This is a genomic window from Nonomuraea aurantiaca, from assembly GCF_020215705.1.
Classification (GTDB): domain Bacteria; phylum Actinomycetota; class Actinomycetes; order Streptosporangiales; family Streptosporangiaceae; genus Nonomuraea; species Nonomuraea aurantiaca.
The window spans coordinates 15,410-41,084 of the sequence record NZ_JAIWNB010000024.1 but is presented as its reverse complement, the minus strand read 5'-3'; the positions used below and the strand labels follow the sequence as shown (position 1 = coordinate 41,084).

At 68.8% G+C, this 25,675-nt stretch carries 28 protein-coding genes and 2 pseudogenes; 17 read left to right on the top strand and 13 right to left on the bottom strand.

Annotation, left to right across the window (positions count from 1 at the left end):
- Positions 1-294 precede the first annotated feature (294 nt).
- Both LDL49_RS58720 and LDL49_RS41055 read right to left on the bottom strand, forming a co-directional pair.
- On the bottom strand, positions 295-870 hold the full coding sequence (locus LDL49_RS58720; RefSeq protein ID WP_225299948.1) for a YdeI/OmpD-associated family protein: 576 nt from the start codon (positions 868-870) through the stop codon (positions 295-297).
- A 128-nt stretch (positions 871-998) separates the two neighbouring features.
- Positions 999-1,625, bottom strand: a complete 627-nt coding sequence (locus LDL49_RS41055; protein ID WP_225299946.1) for a TetR/AcrR family transcriptional regulator — start codon at positions 1,623-1,625, stop codon at positions 999-1,001.
- A gap of 113 nt (positions 1,626-1,738) precedes the next feature.
- Here LDL49_RS41055 and LDL49_RS41050 point away from each other — a divergent pair, with 113 nt between their 5' ends.
- Positions 1,739-2,737 (top strand): NADPH:quinone oxidoreductase family protein, encoded by a 999-nt coding sequence (locus LDL49_RS41050; protein ID WP_225299944.1) that lies wholly within the window; start codon positions 1,739-1,741, stop codon positions 2,735-2,737.
- A gap of 130 nt (positions 2,738-2,867) precedes the next feature.
- On the top strand, positions 2,868-3,560 hold the full coding sequence (locus tag LDL49_RS41045) for an SDR family NAD(P)-dependent oxidoreductase (RefSeq protein ID WP_308016257.1): 693 nt from the start codon (positions 2,868-2,870) through the stop codon (positions 3,558-3,560).
- A gap of 27 nt (positions 3,561-3,587) precedes the next feature.
- On the opposite strand, the gene LDL49_RS41040 is transcribed toward LDL49_RS41045, so the two are convergent.
- Together LDL49_RS41040 and LDL49_RS41035 are read right to left on the bottom strand one after the other, a co-directional pair.
- Positions 3,588-3,959: an MmcQ/YjbR family DNA-binding protein gene (locus tag LDL49_RS41040; protein ID WP_225299939.1), complete on the bottom strand. Its 372-nt coding sequence runs from the start codon at positions 3,957-3,959 to the stop codon at positions 3,588-3,590.
- Between the two features lie 335 nt (positions 3,960-4,294).
- Complete coding sequence (locus LDL49_RS41035; RefSeq protein WP_225299937.1) at positions 4,295-4,597, bottom strand: hypothetical protein; 303 nt, start codon at positions 4,595-4,597, stop codon at positions 4,295-4,297.
- Positions 4,598-4,820: 223 nt separating this feature from the next.
- Here LDL49_RS41035 and LDL49_RS41030 point away from each other — a divergent pair.
- Together LDL49_RS41030 and LDL49_RS41025 are read left to right on the top strand one after the other, a co-directional pair.
- A pseudogene (locus LDL49_RS41030) lies at positions 4,821-5,471 on the top strand (RNA polymerase subunit sigma-70); the annotation flags it as partial.
- Between the two features lie 14 nt (positions 5,472-5,485).
- The gene (locus tag LDL49_RS41025) at positions 5,486-5,623 is read left to right on the top strand and encodes a dihydrofolate reductase family protein (RefSeq protein WP_225299933.1); all 138 of its coding nucleotides are present in this window, start codon (positions 5,486-5,488) and stop codon (positions 5,621-5,623) included.
- Between the two features lie 52 nt (positions 5,624-5,675).
- Here the strand turns inward: LDL49_RS41025 and LDL49_RS41020 are convergent, their stop codons facing one another.
- A complete protein-coding gene (locus tag LDL49_RS41020) occupies positions 5,676-6,359 on the bottom strand; it encodes a carboxymuconolactone decarboxylase family protein (RefSeq protein WP_225299930.1) in 684 nt (227 codons plus the stop codon).
- Between the two features lie 74 nt (positions 6,360-6,433).
- On the opposite strand from LDL49_RS41020, the gene LDL49_RS41015 reads away from it, so the two are divergent.
- Both LDL49_RS41015 and LDL49_RS41010 read left to right on the top strand, forming a co-directional pair.
- On the top strand, positions 6,434-7,075 hold the full coding sequence (locus tag LDL49_RS41015; protein ID WP_225299929.1) for a TetR/AcrR family transcriptional regulator: 642 nt from the start codon (positions 6,434-6,436) through the stop codon (positions 7,073-7,075).
- Between the two features lie 235 nt (positions 7,076-7,310).
- Positions 7,311-7,718: a GNAT family N-acetyltransferase gene (locus LDL49_RS41010; RefSeq protein WP_225299927.1), complete on the top strand. Its 408-nt coding sequence runs from the start codon at positions 7,311-7,313 to the stop codon at positions 7,716-7,718.
- Between the two features lie 82 nt (positions 7,719-7,800).
- On the opposite strand, the gene LDL49_RS41005 is transcribed toward LDL49_RS41010, so the two are convergent.
- Positions 7,801-8,025: a helix-turn-helix transcriptional regulator gene (locus LDL49_RS41005; RefSeq protein WP_225299925.1), complete on the bottom strand. Its 225-nt coding sequence runs from the start codon at positions 8,023-8,025 to the stop codon at positions 7,801-7,803.
- Positions 8,026-8,134: 109 nt separating this feature from the next.
- Positions 8,135-9,256, bottom strand: coding sequence for a helix-turn-helix transcriptional regulator (locus LDL49_RS58715; RefSeq protein WP_225299923.1), 1,122 nt, complete (start codon positions 9,254-9,256; stop codon positions 8,135-8,137).
- Between the two features lie 135 nt (positions 9,257-9,391).
- Here LDL49_RS58715 and LDL49_RS40995 point away from each other — a divergent pair, with 135 nt between their 5' ends.
- The 5 genes from LDL49_RS40995 (at position 9,392) to LDL49_RS40975 (ending at position 12,474) form a co-directional block, all read left to right on the top strand.
- A complete protein-coding gene (locus tag LDL49_RS40995; RefSeq protein WP_225299921.1) occupies positions 9,392-9,949 on the top strand; it encodes a YceI family protein in 558 nt (185 codons plus the stop codon).
- Positions 9,950-9,991: 42 nt separating this feature from the next.
- The gene (locus tag LDL49_RS40990; protein WP_225299919.1) at positions 9,992-10,594 is read left to right on the top strand and encodes a dihydrofolate reductase family protein; all 603 of its coding nucleotides are present in this window, start codon (positions 9,992-9,994) and stop codon (positions 10,592-10,594) included.
- A 4-nt stretch (positions 10,595-10,598) separates the two neighbouring features.
- Positions 10,599-11,186, top strand: coding sequence for a dihydrofolate reductase family protein (locus tag LDL49_RS40985; protein WP_225299917.1), 588 nt, complete (start codon positions 10,599-10,601; stop codon positions 11,184-11,186).
- Between the two features lie 451 nt (positions 11,187-11,637).
- On the top strand, positions 11,638-11,814 hold the full coding sequence (locus LDL49_RS40980; RefSeq protein WP_225299916.1) for a hypothetical protein: 177 nt from the start codon (positions 11,638-11,640) through the stop codon (positions 11,812-11,814).
- A gap of 219 nt (positions 11,815-12,033) precedes the next feature.
- On the top strand, positions 12,034-12,474 hold the full coding sequence (locus tag LDL49_RS40975) for a YbaB/EbfC family nucleoid-associated protein (protein ID WP_225299914.1): 441 nt from the start codon (positions 12,034-12,036) through the stop codon (positions 12,472-12,474).
- Positions 12,475-12,490: 16 nt separating this feature from the next.
- On the opposite strand, the gene LDL49_RS40970 is transcribed toward LDL49_RS40975, so the two are convergent.
- From LDL49_RS40970 to LDL49_RS40960, 3 genes are all read right to left on the bottom strand, one after another.
- Positions 12,491-13,192 (bottom strand): hypothetical protein, encoded by a 702-nt coding sequence (locus LDL49_RS40970; RefSeq protein WP_225299913.1) that lies wholly within the window; start codon positions 13,190-13,192, stop codon positions 12,491-12,493.
- Positions 13,176-13,502 (bottom strand): hypothetical protein, encoded by a 327-nt coding sequence (locus LDL49_RS40965; protein WP_225299911.1) that lies wholly within the window; start codon positions 13,500-13,502, stop codon positions 13,176-13,178. Before LDL49_RS40965 ends, LDL49_RS40970 begins: the two co-directional genes overlap by 17 nt.
- 199 nt (positions 13,503-13,701) lie before the next feature.
- Positions 13,702-14,511 (bottom strand): response regulator transcription factor, encoded by an 810-nt coding sequence (locus tag LDL49_RS40960; RefSeq protein WP_225299909.1) that lies wholly within the window; start codon positions 14,509-14,511, stop codon positions 13,702-13,704.
- A 75-nt stretch (positions 14,512-14,586) separates the two neighbouring features.
- Between LDL49_RS40960 and LDL49_RS40955 the strand changes: the two genes are divergently transcribed.
- Positions 14,587-16,734 carry an MMPL family transporter gene (locus LDL49_RS40955; RefSeq protein WP_225299907.1) on the top strand — a complete coding sequence of 716 codons (2,148 nt, stop codon included), beginning with the start codon at positions 14,587-14,589 and terminating at the stop codon, positions 16,732-16,734.
- Positions 16,735-16,860: 126 nt separating this feature from the next.
- Here the strand turns inward: LDL49_RS40955 and LDL49_RS40950 are convergent, their stop codons facing one another.
- Positions 16,861-17,718: an NAD(P)H-binding protein gene (locus LDL49_RS40950; protein WP_225299905.1), complete on the bottom strand. Its 858-nt coding sequence runs from the start codon at positions 17,716-17,718 to the stop codon at positions 16,861-16,863.
- Between the two features lie 277 nt (positions 17,719-17,995).
- Between LDL49_RS40950 and LDL49_RS40945 the strand changes: the two genes are divergently transcribed.
- From LDL49_RS40945 to LDL49_RS40925, 5 genes and pseudogenes are all read left to right on the top strand, one after another.
- The gene (locus tag LDL49_RS40945) at positions 17,996-18,961 is read left to right on the top strand and encodes a VWA domain-containing protein (RefSeq protein ID WP_225299903.1); all 966 of its coding nucleotides are present in this window, start codon (positions 17,996-17,998) and stop codon (positions 18,959-18,961) included.
- An 82-nt stretch (positions 18,962-19,043) separates the two neighbouring features.
- Positions 19,044-19,454, top strand: a pseudogene (locus LDL49_RS40940) (alpha-L-rhamnosidase C-terminal domain-containing protein); the annotation flags it as partial.
- Positions 19,455-19,606: 152 nt separating this feature from the next.
- Positions 19,607-20,542: a threonine ammonia-lyase gene (locus LDL49_RS40935; protein ID WP_225299901.1), complete on the top strand. Its 936-nt coding sequence runs from the start codon at positions 19,607-19,609 to the stop codon at positions 20,540-20,542.
- 75 nt (positions 20,543-20,617) lie between these two features.
- Positions 20,618-20,911: a CU044_2847 family protein gene (locus LDL49_RS40930; protein WP_225299899.1), complete on the top strand. Its 294-nt coding sequence runs from the start codon at positions 20,618-20,620 to the stop codon at positions 20,909-20,911.
- Positions 20,908-23,721 carry a trypsin-like peptidase domain-containing protein gene (locus tag LDL49_RS40925; RefSeq protein WP_225299897.1) on the top strand — a complete coding sequence of 938 codons (2,814 nt, stop codon included), beginning with the start codon at positions 20,908-20,910 and terminating at the stop codon, positions 23,719-23,721. The genes LDL49_RS40930 and LDL49_RS40925 overlap by 4 nt, the downstream gene beginning before the upstream one ends.
- On the opposite strand, the gene LDL49_RS40920 is transcribed toward LDL49_RS40925, so the two are convergent.
- Together LDL49_RS40920 and LDL49_RS40915 are read right to left on the bottom strand one after the other, a co-directional pair.
- Positions 23,675-24,880: a fructose-bisphosphate aldolase gene (locus tag LDL49_RS40920; RefSeq protein ID WP_225299895.1), complete on the bottom strand. Its 1,206-nt coding sequence runs from the start codon at positions 24,878-24,880 to the stop codon at positions 23,675-23,677. The genes LDL49_RS40925 and LDL49_RS40920 overlap by 47 nt on opposite strands.
- Positions 24,873-25,670 (bottom strand): phytanoyl-CoA dioxygenase family protein, encoded by a 798-nt coding sequence (locus LDL49_RS40915; RefSeq protein ID WP_225299894.1) that lies wholly within the window; start codon positions 25,668-25,670, stop codon positions 24,873-24,875. Before LDL49_RS40915 ends, LDL49_RS40920 begins: the two co-directional genes overlap by 8 nt.
- Positions 25,671-25,675 lie beyond the last annotated feature (5 nt).

The window sequence follows — 25,675 nt, the reverse complement described above, 5'->3', positions numbered from 1 at the left end:
TAGGTGCGCCAAAAGTTTCGTCAACCCTTTGCAGGCGTTACGTAGATGTTACCGATATATCGTGATCTAGGTTTTCCCAGTTCACAAGGCCATCCTGACCATCTGCCTCTAGCTAAAATTTTCTACGAACTACAACCGGTTGCACTGCTAGGCCCACCACAACTCCCGGAGCGTGGAGGTGCGGCCCACCCGGTCGTGCAGCGGCCCACTCAGCTCAGGCTCACCCGCAGAGCGACCTCCAGCAGGCGGGTGCCGTTGATCAAGCGCTTGGTGGACAAGCACCTGACAGACACATCAGGGGTGGATCTTCCTCTGCTCGGCCAGCATCGTGACGAACTGCTCGATACGACGTCTCCGGGTTTCGGGCTTCTTGGCGTCCTGCACCCGATACAGCACCGCGTAACGATTGCGGCTGTCCAGCGTTGCGAAGAATTCCTGCGCGGCCGGATTCTGCGCCAGAGCGCGCGCCAGATCTTCGGGGACGGTGGCGGTCCGCTGCCCGTCATATGCCGCATCCCAGCGGCCGTCTTCCTTAGCGCGCTGGATCTCCAGCAGGCCCGAAGGCCTCATTCGACCCTGGTCGATCAGCGCGGTGGCCTTGTCGCGGTTGACCTTCGACCATTTACTTCTCGGCCTGCGGGGAGTGAAGCGCTGCAGCCAGTGGGCATCGTCGAACTTGGCCTTTTGCCCGTCGATCCAGCCGAAGCACAGTGCCACGTCAAGGGCCTCGGCATAGGTCAGCGACTGGCTGCCCGCCGCCTTCTTGTCGAGCTTGAGCCAGATTCCGGACGAGGAGGTATGGCGGTCGGCGAGCCATTCTTCGAATGCCGCGGCCGACGGAAAGGAGAGAGCTTCCACCTCATGACTCACCACAGAAGTCAATCATGATGGCGTTGGAGGGCGCGACTTTTGCCTCCTGCGCGAATTCCCGCGATCACGCGTTTTCTGTTCAACACGATGACTGCTTGTCCACGTGGAGAGCATTGGCCGACGATCCATTAGCTCGCTCGATGTGACGGCGCGGACGTGAGTGTGTCCCAGGCGGCCATCGCGCAGGTGATGACCGTTTCCAGCTCGGCACGGGTGGCGCCGTCGCGGGCTTGCAGGGAGAGGCCCTGCACCACGGTGGTGTAGTAACGGGCGATGGCGTCGAGGCCGGCATGCGGTGCGGTGAGGTCGCCGTCGGCGACGCCCCGGGCGAGCCGGTCTTTGACGGTGGCGAGCTGGTCGTGCCGGAGGCCGGCGAGAAACTCTCGGATCGCGTGGTTTTCCACGGCGCCGGTCGGCGCGGCGAGGATGAGCATGCAGTAGTGCGGGGCGTCGGGGCGGGTGATCTCGTCGGCGGTGGCGCGCAGCATGGCGTGGATCGCGGCGCGGGTGGTCGGTTGTTCGCGCAGCGCGCGCCTGGGCGGCTCGCCTGAGGTCGTGCCGTAGAGGGCCATGACCTTGCGGAACAGATCCTCCTTGCCGCCGAAGCAGGCGTAGATGCTGGCCGAGGCGATCCCCATGGCCTGGGCCAGGTCGTTGAGCGAGGTGCCCTCGTAGCCCCGTTCCCAGAACACCTCCAGCGCCTGGCGCAGGGCGGTGTCCGGGTCGAATGTGCGCGGCCTGCCGCGAGTAGCCATCGGGATGCGTCCCCCTACTTGTTTGTCGTTCGATCAAGTTTACCTTGACCTGCGCCGTACGCGCGTGCCACGATTTGTTGGCCGTTCGATAAATAAAGAGGGAGCCGATCGTCATGAGCATTCCCGCAACCATGCGCGCGCTGCGGCAGACGTCACTGAACGGCCCGCAGGACCTACGCCTGATCACCGACGCGCCGGTACCGAGCCCTGGCCCGGGCGAGGTCCTGATCCGGGTCACCGCCGCCGGCGTCAACTTCGTCGACCTCTCGCAGGCCCGCGGCACGTTCGCAGGCGGCCCGCGGCCGCCGTACCTGGCGGGCATCGAGGGCGCCGGTGAAGTCACCGCCGTCGGTGAGGGGGTGACCGGCCTGGAGCCCGGCGCCCACGTGATCGGCGTCGGCGTCAGAGGCGGCGCCTTCGCCGAGTACATGGTGCTGCCCGCGGCCGGCGCGGTGCCCGTGCCGGCGGGCTGGGCCGACGAGCAGGCGCTGGGCCTGGTCGTGAACTGGCCGACCGCGCTGGCGGCGCTCAAGCCGCTGGGCCGCATCGCCGCAGGTCAGACCGTACTGATCCACGCCGCGGCCGGCGGGACCGGCCAGGCCGCGGTGAAGATGGCCAAACACTACGGCGCGACGGTGATCGCCACGGCCTCGCCAGGCAAGCACGAGGTGGTACGGGCGCATGGCGCCGACCACGTCATCGACTCCCGCGGCACCGACATCGCCGCCGAGGTCCTGCGACTGACCAGCGGCGCGGGCGCCGACCTGGTGCTGGAGTCGGTCGGCGGCGCCACCCTCGACGCCAGCATGGCCGCGACCAAGCGGGTCACCGGCCGGGTCGTCGTCTATGGCGTGGCCGGCGGCGAAGCCGCGATCACCAACTGGGACCTGGTCTACAAACACCAGATCCACCTCATCGGCCTGAACATCGGCACCCTGATCCAGGCCGCACCGCAGATCTTCGGCGAGGTCATGGGAGAGATGTTCGGGCTCCTCGCGGCGGGGGTGCTCGGCCCCGGCCGGCCCACCGTCTACGAGCTGTCCGAAGGGCCGAAGGCACTCGCGGAACTGGAAGCGCGGGCCACCGTGGGCAAGCTGGCGCTGCTGCCCTGAACATCCCGTGACGCCAGGTGGCGGGCACCACCAAAGGCCTGCGCCCGATCACATCGAAACAACAGGAGCAACAGGAGCAACAGGAGCAACAGGAGCAACAGGCATGACCATAAAGGACAAGACGGTCCTGGTGACCGGGGCCAACCGCGGACTCGGGCAGGCGCTGGCAGCCGAAGCCCTGGCCAGAGGCGCCGGACGGGTTTATGCCGGCACCCGCCGGCCGCTGGCCCACCCAGACGACCGGGTGACACCCCTGAGCCTGGACATCACCAGCCCGGCGCAGATCCAGGCGGCTGCCGACCAGGTTGGGTCGCTGGACATGTTGATCAACAACGCCGGCATCGCGCTGCCCGACGACCTGACCGACCCCGCTGTGCTCGAACGCCATCTGGCCGTCAATCTCTTCGGCACCCACACCGTGACCCAGGCCTTCCTGCCTGCTGTGACCCGCGCCCGCGGGGCCATCGTCAACATCCTCTCGGTGAACTCTCTCGCTGCCTTGCCGTTCATCATTCCGGCTTACTCCGTCTCTAAGGCGGCCGCGTTCTCCTTGACTCAGTCGCTTCGCGCTCATGTGGCCGGGCAGGGAGTACGAGTGCACGCGGTCCTACCCGGCCCGGTGGACACCGAGATGATCCGGGGCTTCGACATACCGAAGGCATCCCCGGAATCGGTCGCGCTGGCCATCTTCGACGCGATCGACAACGGAGAGGAGGAGATATTTCCGGATCCCGCCTCAGCGCCCATGGCTGCCCTCTGGCGCGATGGTGCAGCCAAGGTGCTCGAGCGCCAGTTCGCCCAATTGACACCCATCAGCTCGTAAGCGAGGGGACGTCAGTGTTCCGGCGGGCTACCGGTCAAGTGTCAGCTTGTCCCGTTCGGCCTTGGTCAGGCGGGCCACGACCAGCTCGTAGGAGTGATCGATCAGGTCGAGAAGTTCATCGTCGGGCACGGAGCCGTCGAGCGTGATCGTGATCCAGTGCCGCTTGTTGAGGTGATAGCCCGCGGTGATCGCGGCATACCGGCCGCGCAGATCGACGGCGAGGTCCGGGTCGCATTTGAGGCTGATGCTGCCGGGCGGCGGGCCCAGCATGACCAGCGCGAACATCTTGCCGGCGACCTTGAACACCGCCACTTCGTCGCCGAACGGGTAGTCCTCCACCGATCCTGGGTGGGCGCCGCACGCCGCGATCATCTGGTCACGCCGGGAACTGCGCACCATCGCGTACTCACCTGCCCTTCTCTAGCTCCGCGGCCGGTGCCGAGTCCGGCGGTCGGCTGACATCGACCATCCACGACACGCCGAACTTGTCGACGCACAGGCGTCGGTCTCCAGTATTGCGTGGAAGATCCGATCGTCTCCGGTGAGTCCGCGGTGCCGAACTCGGCGAGGGTATGGAAGGCGAGGTTGCCGTCCCGTACTGCCGGCTCACGCGGAACGGCTCGCCCAGCCGTGAAACCGTTGGTGCTGCCCGCCCGACGGGCAGCACCAACGGCGCGCGCCTCGCTGGGTGAAGTCGGCGCCTTACTAAGGCCCGGGATCCTGCTCGTGGATCGTTAGCCGCGGGTGGTCGCCACCGCACCGGCGTACGAGCCGATCAGGGTGCCCTCCTCGCGGGTGAGGTCGCCGGCCAGCCAGTGGCCGAAGTCGCGCTGGAACTCCTTGAAGGAGGCCAGCTCGGGCAGGCCCTCGCCGTCCACGACATGGATGAAGGTGACTCCGTCAGGCAGCCGGAAGGTGCTGTACCGCAGCCCGGCCGGCGCCGCGGTCGCCAGCTCCGCGAAGACGTTCTCGATCAGTCGCTGGTTCTCGTCGGCCGATTCCGGCTTGATCCGGTAGCGGATCACTGCTGTGCTCATCAGGCTCTCCTCGATCAGTTCGCTGTCACTGGTTCTGACAACGTGGACGCCGGCAACTCATCGCCGCGATGATTCGGGGCCTTCGCCGCTGTCAGTACCAGTGACAGCGACTTTCTGGAGGGTCTCTCGTGAGCAGCAAGGATCGGATGACCGTTGACCGGCGCTGGATGCGACGTAGCGTTGTAGCCGGTGCTCCGAGCGCTCGGCCGGAGCCAGCCGAGGAGCCGGTGTGAGCCTGGAGGACGAGTTCGCGCAGCACCGAAGTGAGCTGGTCGCGCACTGCTACCGGATGCTCGGCTCGCTGCACGACGCGGAGGACGTGCTGCAGGAGACGTACCTGCGCGCCTGGAAGGGATTCGCGGAGTTCGAGCGGCGCTCGTCGGTCAAGACGTGGCTCTACCGGATCGCCACTCGGCTCTGCCTGAACGCCTTGCAACACAGCAGTCGCCGCCTGGTGCCCTCAGCGCTGGGTGCTCCCGGCACCGATCCGGACGATCTGGACGCGCCGGCGCTGGAGACGAGCTGGCTCGAGCCGTTCCCGGATCACCTGCTGAGCACTGACCCGGCTGTGGTCGTCGGGACTCGGCAGAGCCTGAGGCTGGCGATGGTCGCCGCGTTGCAGCACCTCCCCCCGCGACAGCGCGCGGTCCTGATTCTCCGCGATGTCCTTGCCTGGCAGGCGTCGGAGGTGGCCGCGCTGCTCGACACGACGACCGCGGCGGTCAACAGCTCGCTCCAGCGCGCACGTACGGAGCTCGCCAAGATCACACCCGCCGAAGACCAGTTCAGCGAACCGGACGAGCCCGGGCGCCGTGCTCTGCTCGACCAGTACGCCAAAGCCTTCGAGCAGGCCAGGTGCTTGCCGCGGGCCTGATCGACGAGGTTCGCATGGACGTCGTACCCGTCGTGTTCGGGTCCGGCAAGCGCTACTTCGGGTCGGTCCACGCGCAGCACCTGTTGGAGGATCCTGACGTGGTGATTCAGGGCAACCGGGTGCTCCACCTGCGCTATCGGGTGCGCCGATGACCTCGGTTCCGGTAGACGGTGCCGTCAGCCCTCCCCATGAGCTACGAACACTTCAGGCCCGGGCGGCGCCGAGTTCGGTGAGCAGGGCGTCGAGCACGTGCATGGCGCGCCATGCCTTGGTCATGCCGAACTGCGCGGAGAACCGCACGACGGCACGGGCCTCCTCTGGGGTGGCGCCGGCGGCGAGGGCGCGCCCCAGGTGGGCGCGGAAGCTCTCCTGGAGGGTCTGGAAGAGCACGTCGACGGTCATCGTGATGAACGCCCGCTCACGGACGGACAGCAGCCGCATGCCGGCGCGCATCCGCGACTGCAGGTCCATGTAGATGCCGAACGGTGCGTCGAGGGCGGCCACGGCCTGCCGCATCGGCTCGGGCATGGGGCTGCCCGTGCCGTTGGCGTTCACCTCGTGGCCCTGGCCGGTGGGGGCGGGCAGGGCGTGCTCCCGTTCCAGGTCGGTCAGGCGGGCGAGCGCCGCCAGGGCGGCGGGATAACCGCTGTCGTAGGCGACGAAGCGCAGCAATTCCCGCAGGTCGTCGGCCGACACGCCGCAGTCTGCCGCCATCGTCACATGCTGGTGGAAGGGCAGGCCGAGGGTCTGCTGGCAGACGTCGGCCGTGAGGCACAGCAGGACCTTCTCGCGCGAGGTCAGCTCCGGGCTCTCGTCCCAGAGCAGGCGGTCGGTGGCTGCGCTCATCTCGGCAAACACCGAGTCCAGTGCCTTCACCTGGTGGTCCATGGACATCCTCCATATATGAACGGTTGTAGCGCTACAACTGTAGCGCTAAGCATGTCCGCCTACAATAGGCCCCCATGGACACGACCCCCTCCGCTCCGGCCGGCCCTTCTGGTGGCAGGCGGGGCCGCAACCCGCGCGGCCAGGGTGAGCGGCTGCGCGAGGACATCGTCGGCGCCGCCCTGCGACTGCTGGACGAACACGGCGACGACCAGGCCCTGTCCATGCGCGCGGTGGCGCGGGAGATCGGCGTCGCGGCGACCTCTGTGTACATTCACTTCGCCGACCGGGACGCGCTCGTCCTGACCGCCCTGGAGAAGTTCCATCGCGACCTCTTGGAGGCCGTCGATCAGGCCGAGACCGGTGCCGCCGATCCGGCGGAGAAGCTGCGAGCCCGCGTACTGCTGCTGGGCAGGTGGGTCCAACGACACCCCGGCCTGTACAAGGTGCTGCACGAGAGCACGCTCAACCAGCGGGCGGCCATGTCGTTCAAGCAGGAGCTGGCCGAGCGCACCACCGCCGCGGTGCAGCGGTGTATCGACGCCGGGCTCGCCCCGGCCGACGACGCCGCGGTGGTCTCACTGGACCTGAGGGCGGCGGTTCACGGGGCCGTGTCGATGCGGGTCAATCAGCCCGACCTGCCATGGCCGCCGCTGGAGGAGCAGGTCGATCGTTTTCTCACCAAGCTCGTGGGCCTCACACCCGCCACTGGAAGGTGATCGGAACGACCGCTGCCGAGGAGAAGGCTGAACAGGAGTTACGGTCGCGACCGGCTATCGTCGTTTCTCGGGGTGGCGCAACGAGCCCCAGCGAGCGGCCGAGCCGGTCGAGCTTGGCGACCGCGATCTGGTCGCCTTCGCGGAGCGACGAGGAGAGCCTGATCAAGTTCGGCGACCGTGCCCGTCACCGAAATTCACTGGCTTACGCCCACATGTGCATGGGATCGTCGCGCAGGTGGAGTCTGACATCAGTTATCGCTGGCGAGCAGATCTGACGGACGCGGAGCTGGCCGCACTGACCGCCTCTCACGACGGTCAGGTGCAACCGGGATGGTGGAACCGTGTCCGCGAGCACAGCCTCGGCTGGGTGAGCGCACATCGTGATGATTCCTCCCTGATCGGCTTCGCCAACCTGGCATGGGACGGAGCCGACCATGCGTTCCTCCTCGACCCCAAGGTACGGCCGGAGTATCAACGCCTGGGGATCGGAACCGAACTCATCCGCCGGGCAACGGCAGCCGCCAGGAACGCCGGCTGCGAATGGCTGCACGTGGACTTCCTGCCGCACCTGCGGGGGTTCTACTTCGACGCATGCGGGTTCAGACCGACCGACGCGGGGCTGATACAGCTCCGGGACGCCTGAGCGCTTCTCCGCAACGGCCGCCCGGCAGATCGGCTGCATGGGCCGCCCCCGCCGCTCGCGCTGAGAAGCCGGCCTGAGGCGTTCAGGATCGGGCCGGGTCGTTCGTCGTGTCCCCCCGGTCGGGCAGGAAGATCTCCTCGATGGTCAGGTCGAAGACGTCGGCGATGGTGAACGCCAGGGGCAGGCTGGGGTCGTACCGCTCGGTCTCGATGGCGTTGATGGCCTGTCGGGAGACTTGGCACCGGTCGGCCAGGTCGGCCTGGCTCCATCGGCACGCTCGCTGCTCGTGGCGCTGCCGCGGCTTCACCCATCGCGATGGCCACCACGGCCACCGCCCAGCCGCGAAGCGCCATGGCTTCACCCGCTCCCGCAGCAGGAGCCCGCACGCCGGATGACCGCGGCCTCCTTCAGAGGCCTCACGTGTGCGCCGCGGCTCCCGACGTCAAGGGGGCGGCATAGTGATCGAGGAACAGCCGGGCGATCAGGTCGCCGCGTGAACCGGTGCCCGACTTGGCGAAGATCGACTTCAGGTGGTCCTGCACGGTGTACGACGACACATGCAGTCGGCCGGCGATCTGCTTGGTGGACAAGCCCTTGGCCACCAGCTCGGTGACCCGGCGCTCGCTGTCGGTGAAGCCGTAGGCGTCGACCATCAGAGGCGCCATCTCGGCGGGGCGAGCTACTTCCAGCATCACCGCGACCTGCGGTTCCGGGCCGTCGTTCAGCAGCGAGCCGCGGACGATCAGCCACCGGCCGGCCCGGGTGCGCGCTCGGGCCTTGGCCGGCCGGAGATCGGTCGGCGCAGGTGCCGCACTCGTTGCCGGGCCGCAGAGGGAACGGGCCTGGCGAGCGACAGCGGAGATCACCAGCGGCAGCCGAGCGCCCGCTCTGTCACCGGTGCCCAGCTCGTCCAGCCAGCCATCCGCTGCCCTGTTGGACATGCGTACGCCGTCATCGGCGTCGAGGATCAGCAGACCGACGTCGTCGTCACCCGCCTGTGCGTCACCGAGCAACAGGCCGCGCCGTAGTCCATCAGTGATCAGGGGGGCGACCGACGAGACGAACTCCACCTCGGCCAGGGAGAAGTACGGGCGCTTCGCCTCCCGGAACACGGTCAGCTGCCCCCATGTCCCCGTGCTGCCGGCGAGCACCACCCGCAACTCATCGGAGAATCCCCCGGGGCGGCGGATCTCCCGCTGGCGCAGGCTACGGTCGAGGTCACCGGCGGTGGCTTCGCTCAGGCTGCCGGCCGGGCGGCCGGCGTGGGCGAGCTGTACCCACGTGTTGAAGTCCGGCTCACGCACCTCGATCTCCACGAGCCGGAGCAGCTCTGCCGCGGGCAGGCCGTTCTCCACGAACTCGGCGGTCGGGAGCATGGTCGCCGGGTCGGTCGTCATCAGGCAGCTGCCTTCGGCGGGCACGGCCCGGCCCAAGGCGTCGCCGACGGCACGCGCGAAGTCCGGCACGGGCAGCCCTCGGTGAACCAGCCTGACGATTTCGTCGCGGACGCGCGCATGCGCCGCCGATGCGTTGACCACGATCGGGAGCCTATGGCGATCGACGGCCTAATCCCAGAAATCTGGGATACAACTCGGCGCCACGATCTCGCATGCTGGTCACACAGATCGGCATCCGCCCGGGCAGGCCGGGCCGCATAAAGGGAGCCCTACGCCATGATCACCGTCGATAGCACCCTCGCCGCCGGCGCCTGGGTCGGCGATCCCGTTCATTCCGACATCTCGTTCAAGGTCCGCCACATGGGCGTCGGCAAGGTCAGAGGGGAGTTCGCGCTCGCCTCGGCGGCGCTGAGCATCGGCGAGGGCGGCGGCCGGGTGACCGCCCTCATCGACCCCGCCTCGGTGCACACCGGCAACGAACAGCGCGACCAGCACATCCGGTCGGCCGATTTCCTGGACGTGGAGAAGTACCCGCAGATCGAGTTCACCTCGACCGAGGTCCGTGGCTTCGACGGCGAGACCTTCATCCTGGTGGGCGAGTTGACCCTGCACGGTGTCACCAGGACCGTCGAGCTGGAGGCCGAGTTCCTCGGCGTCGTCGACGACCCGTCCGGCGCGGAGCGCACCGGGTTCTCGGCGACCACCACCATCAGCCGCGCCGCGTTCGGCCTCGACATCCAGCTCGGCTTCGGCGCCGGCAACGTCGTGGTCGCCGACACCATCGAGATCGCCATCGAGATCGAGTTCACGACCACCGAATCGGACCCGCGATGACTCTCGTTGCACCCCGTTGGACGTACTGAAAGGACCGGAAACGTGAGTAAGACCGTGCTGTACATGTCGATGTCGGTGGACGGGTTCATCGCCGGGCCGAACGTGGCGCCGGGCAACGGGCTCGGTGACAAAGGGCATCGGCTGCATGAGTGGTTTCTGCCGGATGCCGACGCCGGTCACAGGAGAGACCTCGACCACCTGGCGGGCGCGAACCGTGAAGTCACGGACGAGGTCATGGCCACCGGGGCGGTCGTCGTCGGCCGGCGGACGTTCGAGCTCGCCGAGGGCTGGGGCGGCGACCACCACGATGGCGTGCCGATCTTCGTCCTGAGCCGCCGTCGGCCCGATCCCGAGCTGCAATGGCCCGGGGTCACCTATGTGAGCGACGTAACGGACGCGATGAACATGGCCAAGGACGCGGCCGGCGACAAGGACGTACTGGTCCACGGAGCCCGCACCGCCCGGCTGGCCCTCGCCGCCGGCGTCCTCGACGAGCTGCAGATTCACCTGATCCCGGTCCTGATCGGACAGGGTGAACCGCTTTTTGAGGACATGCCGTCCGACCACATCGAGCTCGAACTGCTCCGTGCCGCGGACGGGCCGGGCGTGACGCACCTGCGCTACCGCGTAAGAACGAAGGGCTGAGGCGATGGCAGTCATCCGGCTGTACATGACCATGTCCCTGGACGGTTACGTCACCGGGCCGCAGGACAGCCCGGACACCCCGATGGGAATCGGCGGGTTCCGGCTTTTCAACTGGCTCGACCGGCGCAACGCCCCGGGACCCAGCGGACAGGTGTACGCCGAGGCGCTGGCCACCCGCGCCCTCATCGCCGGCCGCCGCACCTACGAACACGCCGACCGCTGGCAGGGCGACCATCACGACGGCGTCCCGATCTTCGTCCTGACCCACGACGTCCCGGACGACCCGCCGCCGGGCAGCGTCCGCTACGTCACCGACGTCCGCGAGTGCGCCGCACAGGCCCGCGCGGCGGCCGGGGACGGCGAGGTGATGGTGCACGGTGCCGGGGCGGCGCAGGCGCTGCTGCGGGCAGGGCAGCTCGACGAGCTCGAACTACACGTCGTACCGGTCCTTCTCGGACAGGGACGCCGGCTGTTCGACGACCTGCCGGCCGAGCACATCGAACTCGACCCGGTCCGCCGGTTGACCACGCCACAGGTCGAGGAACCCACCCAGCACGTCACGCACCTGCGCTACCGCATCCGCCGCCCGTGACCCGAGGGAACGACGAAGAGCGGCCGGAAGCGCATAGTCCGCCTCGACGAACAGACGCTTCAGATCCTCCGCAACCAGCGAAAGAGGCGGGCAGAGGACAAGCTGAGGGCCGGGGCGAGTATGTGTTCACGACCGGCCGCCATCAGGCACCCGAGTTCAAGGTCATCCCGTGGCGCGACATCGGCTGCTCGGGCTGCATGTGCGGCCAGCACTCGTCCATGTGCTGCCGGGGAGACGGATGCCGTGGCAGGCGCGGGGACGGCCACGACGACGACCGCCAGGGCCACCAGGCCGTCGCAGCCATCGAGCGGCGCTCCCAGCCGCCATCTATCCAGGGGCGGCGTCACTCCACCATCTCTTGAGTGAGGCGAATATCAACCGAAAGTAATTGCAAAACTACTATAAGTGACCACATGGTGTTCTTGTTTGATCCACTTCCCGGAGGAACACCATGCTGCTTTTCCCCCGCCTGCTGTCCGCAGCCGTTCTCGCCACCGCCATCAGCGGGCTCCTCGCCCAGCCGACCGCGGCCTCCGCCCAGCAGATCACTGGGCCTGCGGCCCAGGCGGCGACCCCCATGTGCATCGACGCTCCCAACCGCACCAAGGCGGTAGAGAGACGATCTTGACGACGATTCGGTGACGACAACTGTTTGCCCTGGTTGAGCGCCCTAGCGCGCCTGCTCATGCCTGTGGATTCCTCTCTGGCCGACGCCCTGCTGCGGCTCAACAGCCCGGGCTCCCCCAACCGCCGCTGACGTGGCCCGCGGCGGCACCGTCGGCCGACTGTGCTATTACGATCAATCGGAACGTTCGGCACATATTTCGGCACATATGAGGAAGAACACGTGGACAACCCGCTGGGAAATTTCGCGAACATCAACGTCGAGGCCTTTCTGCGGGATTCCGAGAGACGCGTGGCCGACTTCGCCGCCGCGCAGAAGGAGGTCGCGGCCGCCGTCGGCCAGGCCACGGTCGCCGATGGTCACATCACAGTCCAATGCACCGCGCGGGGCGGCGTGACCAGGCTCGACATCGATCCGAGGGCGAAACGGATGAGCGTCCAGGAGATGTCCGAGGAGATCCTCGCAGCCATCCATGCCGCCGACGCCGACCTGCAGCGGCAGTTGTCCACGATCATGACGGGTTCGTTCGGCGGACTGGACCCCGCCCTGGGCGACCCGGACCCCGCCCTGGCGAAGATGACCGAGGCCCAGCATGCCTTCGACCGGATGATGGGCGACGCGATGGGCGAGCTGGACCGCATGCGCAAGAAGCTCGGCTACTGAGGCGCCGCCGCCGGTGTCAGGCCTCTACGGTGCCGGCCTTCGGCCCTCCCGCCCCGTACTCCGGCTTGAGGCCCTCCGTGAGGGCGTGATCGGTCATCCAGCCGGCCCCCCATTTCACGACAAGACCCAGCACGTGGAGGAGGACGAAGTTTCGCATCGCGATGATCCTTTGCGTGGTGTCGTACGCCCTCGCCTGCGCCTCCACTTGGGCCCATATCCCCCCTCCCGGCCCGAGGAGGAGGGACTTGGCGGCGTGCATCATCGTCAGGGACGCGGAACCGAAGTGATAGTAGATGTACACCGTCCACGTGTTGGCCATCACCCTCATCAGCCACGAAAGGCTTTGGGCGGAGTCGGACGCGCTGGTCGAGGCCATGGCGTACTGGGCCACGTTCTGCCCGTAGAGCTCCCGATCCGGCGACTGCCAGGCGGCCAGGGACACGCTGTCGTGCTGCTCCTGCGCCGTCCTGCCCGCGGCGTACACGCCGTTCCCGACGGCGCTCCAGCCGTCCGCGGCCCTGTGCATCACCTGAGGGTCAGCCGGCACTGACAGCCCGTACCCGAGCAGCACCCGCTCGTAGGTGGGGAGGATGACGGCGGCGAACGCGTACAGGCCGAGGGTGGCGTACTGCATCGGCTTGAGATCGCCGCCATGGTCCCCCGGCTGGAACGGATCGGGGGTGCCGCCCCAGACGGGGATCTTAAATCCGTCGGACATTGTCCTCGTTCCTCTTCTCCGCGGTCTGAATGTTGCCGGCGGCCGAGTACAGCCGGTCTCGGTGGTCGCGCAGGCCTTCGATCGTGCTGGAGACCCTGCGCTCCGCGTAACCGACGATCTCATCGTGTTTGCTGGTCAAGGGAAAACCGAGCACGCCCATGGACCACAGTCCCATGCGCATGTTCTGGGGGAATCCGCTGACCTCGTCCAGGTACGACACCGGAGAGATGCCTTCGGCGTCCTCGGTGAGAGCGTCGCCCAGTGCTCTGATCGCTGGTAGGTGGTGGATGCGCGCTTCGTCGTGGTTCAAGACTTCTCCATGGACCTGACTCATTTGCTTGATCGCAAATACTAATGAGCCGTCGCATGGCGGTGACAGGTGGCTTACCTGTCCGGCCATCCCTGGGCCGCGTGGTCACACGCCACGTCCGATTCGTACAACAACGGAGATCGGCCCGGTATGACGAGCACTCTTCCTGAGACGCGTGTCCACCCCGCCTTCGGCGCGTTCACCCCGCGGACATACGCCCTCTGGACCAGTAGGCCGCCGACAGCGAACAGGCGGGATTCGACGCCCTCGGCGCGTGATCGACCGGCTGGTTTATGACAGCGTGGAACCCCTGACCGCCCTGGCCGCAGCCGCGCACGTCCGAGGTGAAGCTGACAACCACCGCCTCAGATCCACGTCCGGCGGCCCGATCGCCTACGTGAGCGTCGACGCTACGTCGGCGTCCGGTGTTCTCATCGTCGCAGGTGTCGCCGTCAGACAGGGGCGTATCCGGTTCAGCCGCAAAATCGTCCGGCGGGACAGGCAGAGTGGGATGGGCTTCCTCGCGTCTGAAGGGTGTCAGCGCGCGCTCCTTAAGGTTCAGCTCGATCAGTCGGCCCTCGCGGTGTACCTCGCGAGGGCCGTCGTCGATCTCCAGGCCGCCGTAGGAGAGCCGGTCGGCGGGCATGGTGCGGCGTAGGACGACGTGGGTCCGTGCGATCAGCTCCTCCAGGCTGAACGGCTTGGTCAGGTAGTCGTCCCCGCCCGACCGCAGACCGTCGATCTTGTCCTCGGTGCGGCCCATCGCGGTCAGGAAGATGATCGGGAACCGATGTCCCAGCCGCCGCAGCCGCCTACAAGTCTCCAGCCCGGAGCCGTCGGGCAGTCTGATGTCCAGGACGAGCAGGTCCGGCGCGTGTCCGGCCACCCGGGCGACCGCCTCGCTCCCCGATCCCGCGGCCTCCGCTTCGAAGCCCTCGTAACGCATCGCCATGACCACGAGGTCGGCGAGATGGGGGTCGTCATCCACGACCAGGATGCGAGCGCTCACGTGGCCAGTCTGCCGTGGAGTTCTTAATAATTTCTGTCACAGAGGTACTGAAGGACGCGCTGCTGCACTGGGCGTATGACTCATCAAGGTGACCAGTTCACAGCCCGGCTCGGACGGTTCGTGCTACGGCACAAGCTGGTGGTGGTGCTGGTCTGGCTGGCCGTGGCGGTGGCGGGGGTGTTCGCGACCGTCGCTTTGGGCGACCGGCTGACGGAGGACTTCGCCCAGCCCGGGCAACCCGGGTACGAGGCCAACCAGGCCATTCACCGGCTCTACGGAACCGGCGGTGACGATCCGCCCCTTGTCGTCGTCGTCACGTTGCCGACGGGAAGCACAGCGGCCCAACAGCGCGCGGAGATCGGCAGACTGTTCTCGGCCGCCGCCTCGGCCATGGACGTGCGCGTCGTGTCGTACGCCGACACCGCAGACCCGCGATTCGTCGGGGACGGCGGGCGGACCACGTACGGGCTGGTGTTCACCGAACCCACCCGCGGCATGAACGCCAACCTGAGCGAGCCGCTGAAGAAGGCGTTGCAGCCGGCGCTGATGCGGGGCGCGACGCTGCGCGTCACCGGTATGGAGGCCCTGGCCGATGCCGAGGCGAAGGGCCTCGACGTGCTCGCGGAGACGCTCATCGGCGGGCTGGGAGCGCTGATCGTGCTCGGATTCGTGTTCGGCTCGGTGCTTGCGCTGGTGCCCATCCTGGTGGCGGCCGTGTCGATCCCCGTCACCTTCCTGGCGGTATACGGCCTGACCGCCGTGACGGGCGTGCACACGATCGTGCAGTTCATCGTCTCCCTTGTCGGGCTGGGCGTGGCCATCGACTACTCGCTGCTGCTCATCACCCGCTGGCGGGAGGAACGCGCGCTCGGGTACGAGGGCGAGGCGGCCGTCGAGCGTGCCATGGCGACGGCGGGCCGCTCCGTGGTGATCAGCGGAGCCACCGTGGGCATCGGCCTGCTGGCCATGGTGATCATCCCGGTGCCGTTCCTGCGCAGCGTCGGGTACGGCGGCATCCTGGTGCCGCTCGTCAGCGTGCTGACCGTACTGACTCTGCTGCCGGTCCTGCTGGCCAAGGGCGGGCCGCGGCTCGACCGGCGCCGCCGCCTCCCCGCCGGCCCCGGCCGGTGGTCGGCCTGGGCGCGGGGCGTGGTCCGGTTCCGTTGGGCCGGGCTGGCCGCGTCCGTTGCGCTGCTCGCGGCGCTCGGCTTCGCGGCGTTCTCGCTTCAGCTCGGTCAGCCGGTAAGCGGCTCACTGCCCCGTAGCGGCCCTGCCTACGAGGGGCTGTCCGAGCTGCGGCGGGCGGGCATTCCCTCCGGGGTGCTCACCCCGCTCGACGTGATCCTTCCCCACGGCGCCGATCCCGCCGCGGAGGCGGCGCGCCTGGCGGAGCTGCCCGGCGTGCGCACGGCGGTGGCCCCGCGGGGCTGGCGGAGCGGCGGAACGTCTCTGATCACCATCATCCCCTTGGACGAGACGGGCACGGAGGCGGGCCGGGCCACGATCGCCCGGGTCCGCGCGGCCGTGCCCGCGGGTGCCCAGGTCTCGGGCGAGGGTCCGCATAGCCTCGACTTCGTGAGCGCGGTCTACGGCGGCTTCCCCGCCATGCTCGCGCTCATCGCCGTCCTGACGTTCCTCCTGCTCGTACGAGCTTTCCGCTCGCTGCTGCTGGCGGTCAAGGCGATCGTGCTCAACTTGCTCTCCCTCGGCGCCACCATGGGCGCGGTGGTGCTGGTCTGGCAGTACGGCTACGGCTCCGAGCCGATCTGGGGGCTGGCCGGCACAGGCTCTATCGCCGAGTTCATCCCGGTCATGATCTTCGCGTTCCTGTACGGGCTGTCGATGGACTACGAGGTGTTCATCCTGGCCAGGATGCGGGAGGCGTATGACCGGACCGGCTCGACCGACGAGGCGGTCATCGAAGGCCTGGGGCGGACCGGACGGCTGGTCACCAGCGCGGCGCTGATTCTGTTCCTGGCGTTCGGGTCGCTGGCGGCGGCCCCGCAGCCGGAGATCAAGATGTTCGCCACGGGGCTCGGGCTGGGCGTGCTGCTGGATGCGACCGTGATCAGGGCGCTGCTGCTGCCGGCGTTCGTCGCGGTGATGGGTCGATGGAACTGGTGGCTGCCCGGCTGGCTGGCCCTGCTCGTACGGGTGCCCGCCAGTCCAGAGGTTCGTACGCCTGGACCGAGGGCTGAGCCCGATCCCGCGGGCCGAGGTTGACTGGGAGGCTGGTACTCGCCGAGAACGGGCTCGAGGAACTGCACGACTCGGCCCATGCGGAGAGCGAGAAGGTATGGCATGAGCCCCATTCGTGACCGACACTTCATATGCCGTCGACGGGTCATCTCACCGGAAGTCGCGTGCGTGGTCGAGTGCCCACTCATCGAAGGTGATCGCAGAGCGGCCCAGGACTTCCTCGACGGTGAGCGCCGCCGGCGAGTTCCCGGCAGCCGCATCATCGAGGAACTGCAGCACCGCTTCGGCTTCCCCCGTGGGCATGAATTGCGAGAACTGTCGCATCGCGGCATCGCGGGACAACTCCCGCACCGGGATCTCCCTGCCCACGGCGCGGCCGATCGCAGCGACCTGGTCACGCTGAGAGATCCGAGCCGGGCCGGTAAGCAGCCCGCTCACAGCCTGTGTGGCGGCGCCGGTCAGCGCCGCGCAGACGACGGCGGCGACATCCCGCTCGTGAATCGGAGCGGTCAACGCATCCGGCTGGTACAGCGCCACGCTTCCGTTGGCCTGGATCTGGTACGCCCAGCCCAGAGCATTGGTGGCGAGCACGAGCGGACGGACCGGCACCATCAGCACGTCTGAGGCGACAGCGAACGCGGCCTCGACTTCACGATGTTTCTCAGCGATGGCGTTGCCTGCCGAGGAGGGGTGAATCACGCTCCCTGAGGACATCAGCACGATGCGCTCCAACCCGGCGGCACGGGCGGCCTCGATGACACCGTGGACGCCCTGGTGGTTGGCGTAGAGGAACACCTGCCTGGCACCCTCGAACGCTGGGCGAAGACTGGCCGGGTCAGTCAGGTCCGCAGCGAACACCTCGACGCCGTCCGGGAACTGACCGGGCGCCGGACGGCGGGCGGACGCGCAGACGGGGACGCCTTCAGCCAGAAGCCGCTTCATGACGAACTTGCCGACGCTCCCGCGAGCTCCCATGACCAGGGTGGGCTTGCGATGAAGACTTGCCATGACAGGCTCCAATGCACGCAGTGTCTACGCGCCACGGAGACCCTGATCGGCCGACGGGGCGTTCCGACGCAGCACCCCGCTACTGACGAGCATAACTCCGGGCGGGCAAGAGATCCGCGGCGCATTTCGCTTTACCGGCTGCGCACCATGCGCCATGGGTGACCCCGGCAGAGTGCCCAGGTAGCGGGCGCCGACCCATTTGAAGGCATGCGAAGGTGGGAGAAGAAGGAGAACTACACTCGGCCCTCCCCCGACCGATGGGTTATGGGGAGGACGCATGACCTTTCTGGCCGCCGGCTGGCTGTGGTCGTTCGCGGTCCTGGCCGTCGTCGTGGCAGGCTACATCGCCGTCCAGTTCCGGCGGCGCCAGCAGATGGCGCGCTTCACCGACCCGAGGTTGCTCGATCTGGTCGCGCCCGCCCGTCCCGGCTGGCCGCGGCACATCGCGGCGGCCGTGTTCGTCGTGCTGATGGCTATGCTCATCGTGGCCGCGGCGCGCCCGGCCACCTCCGTTCAGGTTCCCCGCGAGCGGGCCACGATCATCGTGGCTATCGACGTGTCCCTGTCGATGATCGCCACCGACATTCCGCCGTCCCGGTTGGCGGCCGCCAAGAGCTCGGCCAAGAGGTTCATCACGAGCCTGCCCGAGCGCTTCAACGTCGCACTGATCTCCTTTGCCCGATCCGCGGCGGTGGTGGTGGCGCCCACCCTCGACCGCACGGCGACCATCCGAGCGATCGACGCACTGAAACCCGCTCCCGGAACCGCCATCAGCGAAGCCGTCTTCTCCGGCCTGGACGCGATCCGCTCCTTCGATCAGCGCTCGGCGAGTGATCCACCGCCGGCGGCCATCGTGCTGCTGTCCGACGGCGACAACACCTCCGGCCGGGTCGTGCCCGATGCGACCCAGGCGGCCGCCGCGGCCAGAGTCCCGGTCTCCACCATCGCCTTCGGCACGCCCGACGGAACCGTCGAGATCGACGGCCGCCGCCTTGAGGTCCCGCCCAACGAGGAAACCTTGCGCACTCTGGCCGAAGGCACCGCCGGACGCGCCTACAACGCCCGGACGGCCGGCTCGCTGGATGAGGTGTACGAGAGCATCGGCACCTCGCTCGGCACCATGACCAAACAGCAGGAGGTGGGCTACCAGGTGCTGCGCTGGGCCCTGCTCCCGGCCTTCGCGCTGGCCGCCCTGGCGCTGCTGACTCCGATCAAGCCGACCTGGGCCCGCCCTTCCCGGTGACAGCAACGGGCCTTCGCTCCCCCTGTCAGCGAGTTCGCTGACTTTTCGCTAACTCCCTCGTGGCCCCCAGGGAAAGGTCAACAATCAGCGCGGTCTGGCCGCCTCGTCCTGGCGCATCGCCGACGGTGACATCACCGTGGAGGTGGTCGTCCCGCCCAACACCACCGCCCATGTGACGCTGCCCGGCGGGCAACCGATCACCGTCGGCTCCGGCACCCACCGCTGGAGTGCCCCGCACACCGACGCCCGTGCCGATTCCGCGCCGCTGACGCTGGACAGCATGTTGGGTGAGGTCGCCGACCGGCCCGGAGCGCTGCGCGTGCTCACCGACGCCATCGTCGGCCATCTGCCCGAACTCGCCGAGCACGTGGAAGCCGGGCTCGGCGCCGCCGCGCATGACATGACCGTTCGCGAGGCGATCGCGCTGATCCCGGGCGGCGAGCACCTGCCCGCCGAAATCGAGGCCGGCTTCGCCCGTCTCAGCGAGGACTGATGGAGGCAGGACTCACGACGTGCCGGTCGCGTGGCCGACCAACTCGTCGTCGACCACGGCGACGACCAGCACGTCGTCATCGCCGCCACGGCCGAACGGGCCGCCCTGCTGCGGGGCCTGGTCGAACGCCTCGGCTGACGCATGATGGGCGCATGCCTTCTCGCTCAGTCACCGCGCCGACCACCGCCGATCACGAACGGGCATGGGAGCACGTCTCCGCCGTGCTCCCACCCACCCCCCTGCTGCCGACCGCGCTGGCCCCCGGCGCGTTCCTGAAGGCCGAGACTCAGCAGCCCACCGGGTCGTTCAAGGTACGCGGAGCGCTGGCCGCCCTGACCGCGCTACCCGGCGACGAGGCGGCCGTCACGGCGAGCGCCGGCAACCACGGCCTGGCGATGGCCTACGCCGCCACGCTGACCGGTACCCCCGTCACCGTCGTCGTCTCCACCAAGGCATCCCCGGCCAAGGTAGCCAAGATGGCGGCCTACCCCATCACCCTGATCCGGTACGGCGACGACTTCGACGCCGCCGAGGCCCACTCCTTCACCCTGCCGGGGTGGTACGTGTCGGCGTACAACGACCCGCATGTGATTGCCGGGCAGGCCACGATCGGCCGCGAACTGGATGCCCAGGCACCCGGGCCGCTCACGGTCGTCGCGCCGGTCGGCGGCGGGGGGCTGGTGGCCGGGCTGGCCCTGTGGGCGGAGGGCCGGGGCGACGTCACCGTGGTGGGCGTCGAGTCGGCGGCGTCTCGGGCGGTCTCGGCCGCCGTGACCTCCGGGCGCATCGAGCCCCAGGTCATCGGTGACACCATCGCCGACGGCATCGCCGGCAACATCGAGGCGGGCTGCGTCACGCCGGACCTGATCCGGGGCCGCGCCGAGTTGACCGCCGTCACTGACGCCGAGATCCACGTCGCGATGCGCTGGTTGTTCACCGAGCACGGACTGGTCGTGGAGGGTGCGGGGGCGTGCGGGGTCGCGGCGGTGCTGGCCGGGAAGGTCGCGGTGAACGGACGGCTCATTGTCGTACTTTCGGGAAGGAATATCGCTATTCCGGCGGCCATTAATATACTGGCCGAAAATTAACCTTCCCATCGCCACCAAAGGTGAATAAGATACGTTGAGAATTTCGCGGGGGCCTTGTTCAGCAGGGAGATCTCGATGTCAGAAATTCTCGTCCAGATAGTGACCGAGGACGGTCGCGAGATCGGCTGGGGCAGCAATTTCGCCGAGCCTTTCAAAGAGCGATCGAAGGACGTCGCGCGCGCGGTCGAGCAGGGCGCGCAGGCCATCGCCGCGGCCGTTGGGGCCATCCCGCAGGTCACCGGCTGGCTCCTCGACGAGCTGGAAGCGACCTTCGGCGTGACGCTGACCGCCGAGGCCGGCGCGATCCTCACCAGAGGCTCGGCGGGGGCGACGTTCGAGGTCACGCTCACGTACCGCAGGGACCGGTGAAGGCCGACCGCAAAGACGCCGTCGGCCGCATCCTGGTGGACGGCAGACCTCGGGGGTGTGGGTTCACGCTCGGGCCCCGGGTGGCGGTGACCGCCAATCACGTCGTGCGCGGACGGGACGGCCAGCCGGTCGACGCCTCGCTGGTCCGGCTGGTGCTGCCGCGCGAGAGCCTCGAAGTGGCGCGCGTCGAGGTGGACCCCGAGCTGGACGTCGCTGTGCTGCACCTGCGCGACGAGGCCGGGCTCTGGTTGCGGCCGGGACCGGCCGAGCTGAACTCCCGCTGGCAGGTCTCCACCCAGCCGCACCCCAACGACCCGTTGCTCGACGGCCGCATCGCGGCGGTGCGGCGGCTGTTCGTCAACGCCAAGGGCTTCCGGCTCGAAGCCCACCAGCTCCTGGTCGACACCGAGGCCGACGACTACGAGGGCTACTCGGGCAGCCCGGTCGAGTCCCCGGCCGGGGTGGTCATCGGCGTGCTGATCGAGCAGGTGCGCTCCCGGTTGCGCTCCTCGGCCAGCGACGCGCGGCGCGCGCTGCCGCTGCTCTACACCGCTCCCATCCAGGACGTCATCGAGCGCTTCGGCCTTGAGACCGGCCGGGAGCCCGAGGAACTGCCGACGGTGTCGTGCCGGATGATCGGCATCCCGGTCGCCTTCGGACTGGACCTGTTCCGAGACCGGGTCCGGGAGCGGGCCCTGATCAGCCAGTACCTCAGCGACCCCGGCACCCGGCTGATCACCATTGTCGGGCGGCGCGGCATTGGCAAGAGCGCGCTGGCCGCCAAGGTACTCGACCTGCTGGCCAACGGCGTCTGGCCGCACGGCGGCGACGACCCGCTGCCGCGTGGCATCGTCTGCCTCAGCACGCGCACCAGCGAGATCACCATCGAACGCATCTTCATGGACTGCGCCTCGGTGCTCGGCGAGGGTGAAGAGGGCCGCCTCCACGCCGTCTGGCGTAACCAGCGGTCGCTGGCCGACCGCATCCACGAGTTGTTCTCCGCGATGTCCGACGGACGTTATGTCATCCTGCTCGACAACATGGAGGACAAGCTCGGCGACGGCGGCGAGCTGGACGACGAGCTGGGTGTCTTCTTCGACATCCTGTTCCGGGCCCGCCGGGCGCCGTGCGTGCTGGTCACCACGCAGATCCCGCTGGCGCTGCCACCGGAGTTGCTGCGCTTCGACGTGCGGGTCAACCTCGTCGAGGGGCTGCCGACCGACGACGCGGTCGAGCTGCTGCGCGACCTCGACCGAAGCGGCGACATCGGGATCAGGGATATTCGGCCGGACCGGCTTGCGCGGGCCGCCGAGCGGGTGCACGGCATTCCGCGCGCCCTGGAGCTTGTGGTGGGCGCGCTGGCGGACGACTACCTGACCCTGCCGACGCTCGACGACCTGCTGGCCACCTTCGCCCAGCGCGGTGACGTGCTCGGCAACCTGGTCCGCGACCAGTACAACCGCCTCGACGACGACGGCCGGGTGGTCATGAACGTACTCTCGGTCTTCGGCCGCCCGGTGCCCGCTCGGGCCATAGCCTGGATACTGCCGGGCCTGGACGTGCCCGCCGCGCTGCGCCAGCTCGCCCGCGCCCAGCTGGTCGGCGTCGACCGCACGACCCGCACTTTCGCCCTGCACCCCATGGACGCCGACCTCATCTACGCCCGCCTCCCGGCGGAGCGGCAGCGCGAGCTCGACGCCAAGGTCGCCTCCTGGTACGCGGCCGAGGCCGTGCCCGAGGCCGAGTGGCGCTCCCTCAATGACGTCACCTTCCAGCGCTACGAGTTCGAGCACCGCGTGAAGGCCGGCGACTTCGACGCGGCGGCCCGGGTGCTGGGCACCTTCGACGAGTTCCTCATCTTCCAGGGCTCGGTCGCGGCGGCGGTCTGGATGCACACGCAGCTCGAAGGCCATCTGACCGACCCCGAGGCGATGGCCATGCACTACCTTGGCCTGGGCATCGCCCGCATCCGGGGCGGCCCGTTCAGCCAGGCGGTGACCCTGCTGGAGCAGGCCTTTGAGGTGGCTACCGAGATCGGCGACCTGCAGCGCCAGCAACGTTCACTGCTCCAGCTCGGCAAGGCTCACCGGCAGCAGCGCCAGGCCCCCAAGGCGGTCACCACGCTGACCCTGGCCATCGCGATCGCCCGCGAGAACGAGGACTGGGTGCACGAGGCGCACGCCCTGCTCGGCCTGTGCCTGACCCACTGCTACGCCGGGGACGCCGCGCTGGCTCGCGCGGTCGCCGACGAGCTGGACGAGCTGGTCGGCCGTCACCCCGACGACCTGCTGCGCGGCCGGGCCGCCGACGCCCGCAGCATCGTCTGCCTGGTCTCGGAGGACTGGCAGGGTGCGATCGACGCCTGCGAGCGGGCGCTGCTCACCTACGAACGCTCCGGTGTCCCGGAGGCGATCGGCTACGTCCGCAGCATCGAGGGGATCGCTCACCTCGGGCTCGGCCTGGTCGACGAGGCCATCCAGATCTTCCTGCTGGGCCGCCACGAGGGCGCGAAGGTCGAGACGATCGAGGTCGAGGGCCTATGCCTGTTCAACTTGACCTGGGCGTACTGGCGTGCCGGGCAGGTGCCGGAGGTGGTGGCGACCGCCGCCGAGGCGGCCGACCTGCTGGAGGAGTGGGGCGGCACGGACGCGCTGGCCGCCCGCGCCCTGGCCGAGGCCGCGAAAGCACTGGCCGAAGGCGACACCGCGGCGACCGCCCACCACCTGCGGCGCACCGCCGAGGCGGCCCGGGGCAACGCCGAGCTCATTCCGCCCGCGTGGTTCGCGGCCGAGGCCGACCGCCTGTCATGACTGCCCGCACCGCCTCCTCGGGGCTGTCCCCGGTGGCGGCGATCATGCCCCATTTCCCCGGCACGGCGGCGATCGGCTCGCCGTACCGCGCCAGGTCCGCCAGGCCGCCCTCGGGGACGAGCACCCGGGTGGCCGCGTAACGCGCGTTGTGACGGAGGGCGTGGGCGCGGGTCAGGGCGGCGGCGGTCGGGGTGGGGTTGAGGTCCTGCACGGCCAGCACGACCCGGCCACCGGCCCGGCCGTCGAGCCGGCCGACGCCGAAGTCCACGCCCATCGTGACCAGCTCGCCGGGCAGCCGGGCCATGACCTCGCCGATCGCGGCGTACTGGGCTCGGGTGAGGCCGGGGTGGCGGTCGGCGTCGACCAGCACGTTGCCGGCGCACGCGGTGCCGCGCATGAGCTGCAACGTCGCGCCCTCGGCGCCCAGGTGGGCGGACGGGGCGGCCAGGTAGTCGAGGTGCGCCTCCAGGACGTGCGGGCCGTTCACCGGGACCGACATGTCGCCGGTCAAGTCGAGGCCGGGCCGGATGCCGTAGCCGCCCGAGCCCTGGGCCGGTTTGAGGCAGCCGCGCGTCACGCCGTGCCGCTCGCGGAGCAGCCGGGCGGCCCGCCGCAGGCCGGCCCGGTCGTGCACGGCGTATCCGGGCAGCACGGGCACCTCCACGCCGTGGTCGCGCAGGACCGGGGCGTGGTCCCGTTCGGTGGCCGCGTCCGCGGTGTCATCCACGTGGGGGTGCAGCAGCGTCTTGTCCGACCAGGTGGCCAGCAGGTCCTGCGGGTTGGCGTCCACCTCCAGGTACGGCAGGCCCGACCGGTCGAGAATCCAGCGCAGAAGCGTGATGGTGGGGTCGTCCAGGGCGTACACGGAAAACCGCGACCAACCGAGCAGCGTCGGCGGACGGGCCGTGAGCAGGTCGTGGGACAGGTGGTAGTGGCGGCGCGGCACCTCCAGACCGCGCGCGCCGTGGAAGGCCAGCGCCTCGCGGAACGCGGCCCCCCGGCCCACCACCAGGTCTCCAGGCCGGGCTAGGTAGACCGAACGGGCCTCGACGTACGCGCCCGGATCGCCCGGCGACTGCGCGTCGCCCCTCAGGTCGGTCGTCGAGTGGATGATCACCTTCGGTCCGTCGCCCGAGGGCGGCCGGATCCAGTCAGGCATCGGGATGAACCCAGTAACTCGTGAGGATCAACCGCCGCCCCGCCTCCAGGGGGGTCGCGTGGTGCAGGCCACGGCCGTCGAACAGCAGCAACGTGCCCGCCCTGCCGGTGCAGACGACCTCCTCGAAGCCGTAGGCGGCGCGCAGGCGGGCCACCTCGTGCGGCCATAACGCGCCGACGTAGAGTACGTCCTCGTCGGCGAAGCCCTCCTCATCTACCCGGAACCAGTCGTGGTGGCGGGCCTCGTGGAGCAGCCGCCAGGCACCCCGGTGGCTGCCCTTCAGGTAGACGGTCGGGGCGTTCTCCGGGCCGACATCCTCCAGGTAGAGCCAGGCCTTCACACGTAGCTTCCACGTGTCGATGTGGTAGCTCGTCTCGAAGGTCGGGATGCTGCCGGTGCGTACTTTCAGCCCGACCGTGCGCCGCACCGGCTCGGCCGTCCGGGACAGGTAGCCACGCACGATGGACGGCACAGTCTCCTCACCGAAGAACGGGGCGAAGGCCTCGATCTCGGCCGCCTTCGGGTAGCGCAGCGCGCCGTCGCCTTCGGGCGACTCGTCGAACTCCGCCGAATCCGGCACCGCCGCGCGCATCCGGGCGATCGTCTCCGCGTCCAGGAAATCAGGAATAATCACCACCCCGTCGCGGCGCAGGGCGGTGACATACCCGGAAACTGAAGAATGGGCGAGAGCGGGGCGAAGTTTCCGAAAATAGCCCACCCGCACCGGAAGGAAACGAAGAACACGCAGCATTCCAAAGAGTTCGCCGAACGCGTACGCCGTGCGCCACATATCCT

Coding starts and splice junctions, on each gene's coding strand:
- LDL49_RS41055 (WP_225299946.1), bottom strand. CDS start 1,625: ATGGCTACTCGCGGCAGGCCGCGCACATTCGACCCGGACACCGCCCTG.
- LDL49_RS40930 (WP_225299899.1), top strand. CDS start 20,618: ATGTCAGAAATTCTCGTCCAGATAGTGACCGAGGACGGTCGCGAGATC.
- LDL49_RS40945 (WP_225299903.1), top strand. CDS start 17,996: ATGACCTTTCTGGCCGCCGGCTGGCTGTGGTCGTTCGCGGTCCTGGCC.
- LDL49_RS41015 (WP_225299929.1), top strand. CDS start 6,434: ATGGACACGACCCCCTCCGCTCCGGCCGGCCCTTCTGGTGGCAGGCGG.
- LDL49_RS40915 (WP_225299894.1), bottom strand. CDS start 25,670: ATGTGGCGCACGGCGTACGCGTTCGGCGAACTCTTTGGAATGCTGCGT.
- LDL49_RS40950 (WP_225299905.1), bottom strand. CDS start 17,718: ATGGCAAGTCTTCATCGCAAGCCCACCCTGGTCATGGGAGCTCGCGGG.
- LDL49_RS41040 (WP_225299939.1), bottom strand. CDS start 3,959: ATGGTGCGCAGTTCCCGGCGTGACCAGATGATCGCGGCGTGCGGCGCC.
- LDL49_RS40920 (WP_225299895.1), bottom strand. CDS start 24,880: ATGCCTGACTGGATCCGGCCGCCCTCGGGCGACGGACCGAAGGTGATC.
- LDL49_RS40970 (WP_225299913.1), bottom strand. CDS start 13,192: ATGTCCGACGGATTTAAGATCCCCGTCTGGGGCGGCACCCCCGATCCG.
- LDL49_RS40995 (WP_225299921.1), top strand. CDS start 9,392: ATGATCACCGTCGATAGCACCCTCGCCGCCGGCGCCTGGGTCGGCGAT.
- LDL49_RS40955 (WP_225299907.1), top strand. CDS start 14,587: ATGACTCATCAAGGTGACCAGTTCACAGCCCGGCTCGGACGGTTCGTG.
- LDL49_RS41035 (WP_225299937.1), bottom strand. CDS start 4,597: ATGAGCACAGCAGTGATCCGCTACCGGATCAAGCCGGAATCGGCCGAC.
- LDL49_RS41020 (WP_225299930.1), bottom strand. CDS start 6,359: ATGGACCACCAGGTGAAGGCACTGGACTCGGTGTTTGCCGAGATGAGC.
- LDL49_RS40985 (WP_225299917.1), top strand. CDS start 10,599: ATGGCAGTCATCCGGCTGTACATGACCATGTCCCTGGACGGTTACGTC.
- LDL49_RS40935 (WP_225299901.1), top strand. CDS start 19,607: ATGCCTTCTCGCTCAGTCACCGCGCCGACCACCGCCGATCACGAACGG.
- LDL49_RS41050 (WP_225299944.1), top strand. CDS start 1,739: ATGAGCATTCCCGCAACCATGCGCGCGCTGCGGCAGACGTCACTGAAC.
- LDL49_RS40980 (WP_225299916.1), top strand. CDS start 11,638: ATGCTGCTTTTCCCCCGCCTGCTGTCCGCAGCCGTTCTCGCCACCGCC.
- LDL49_RS41025 (WP_225299933.1), top strand. CDS start 5,486: ATGGACGTCGTACCCGTCGTGTTCGGGTCCGGCAAGCGCTACTTCGGG.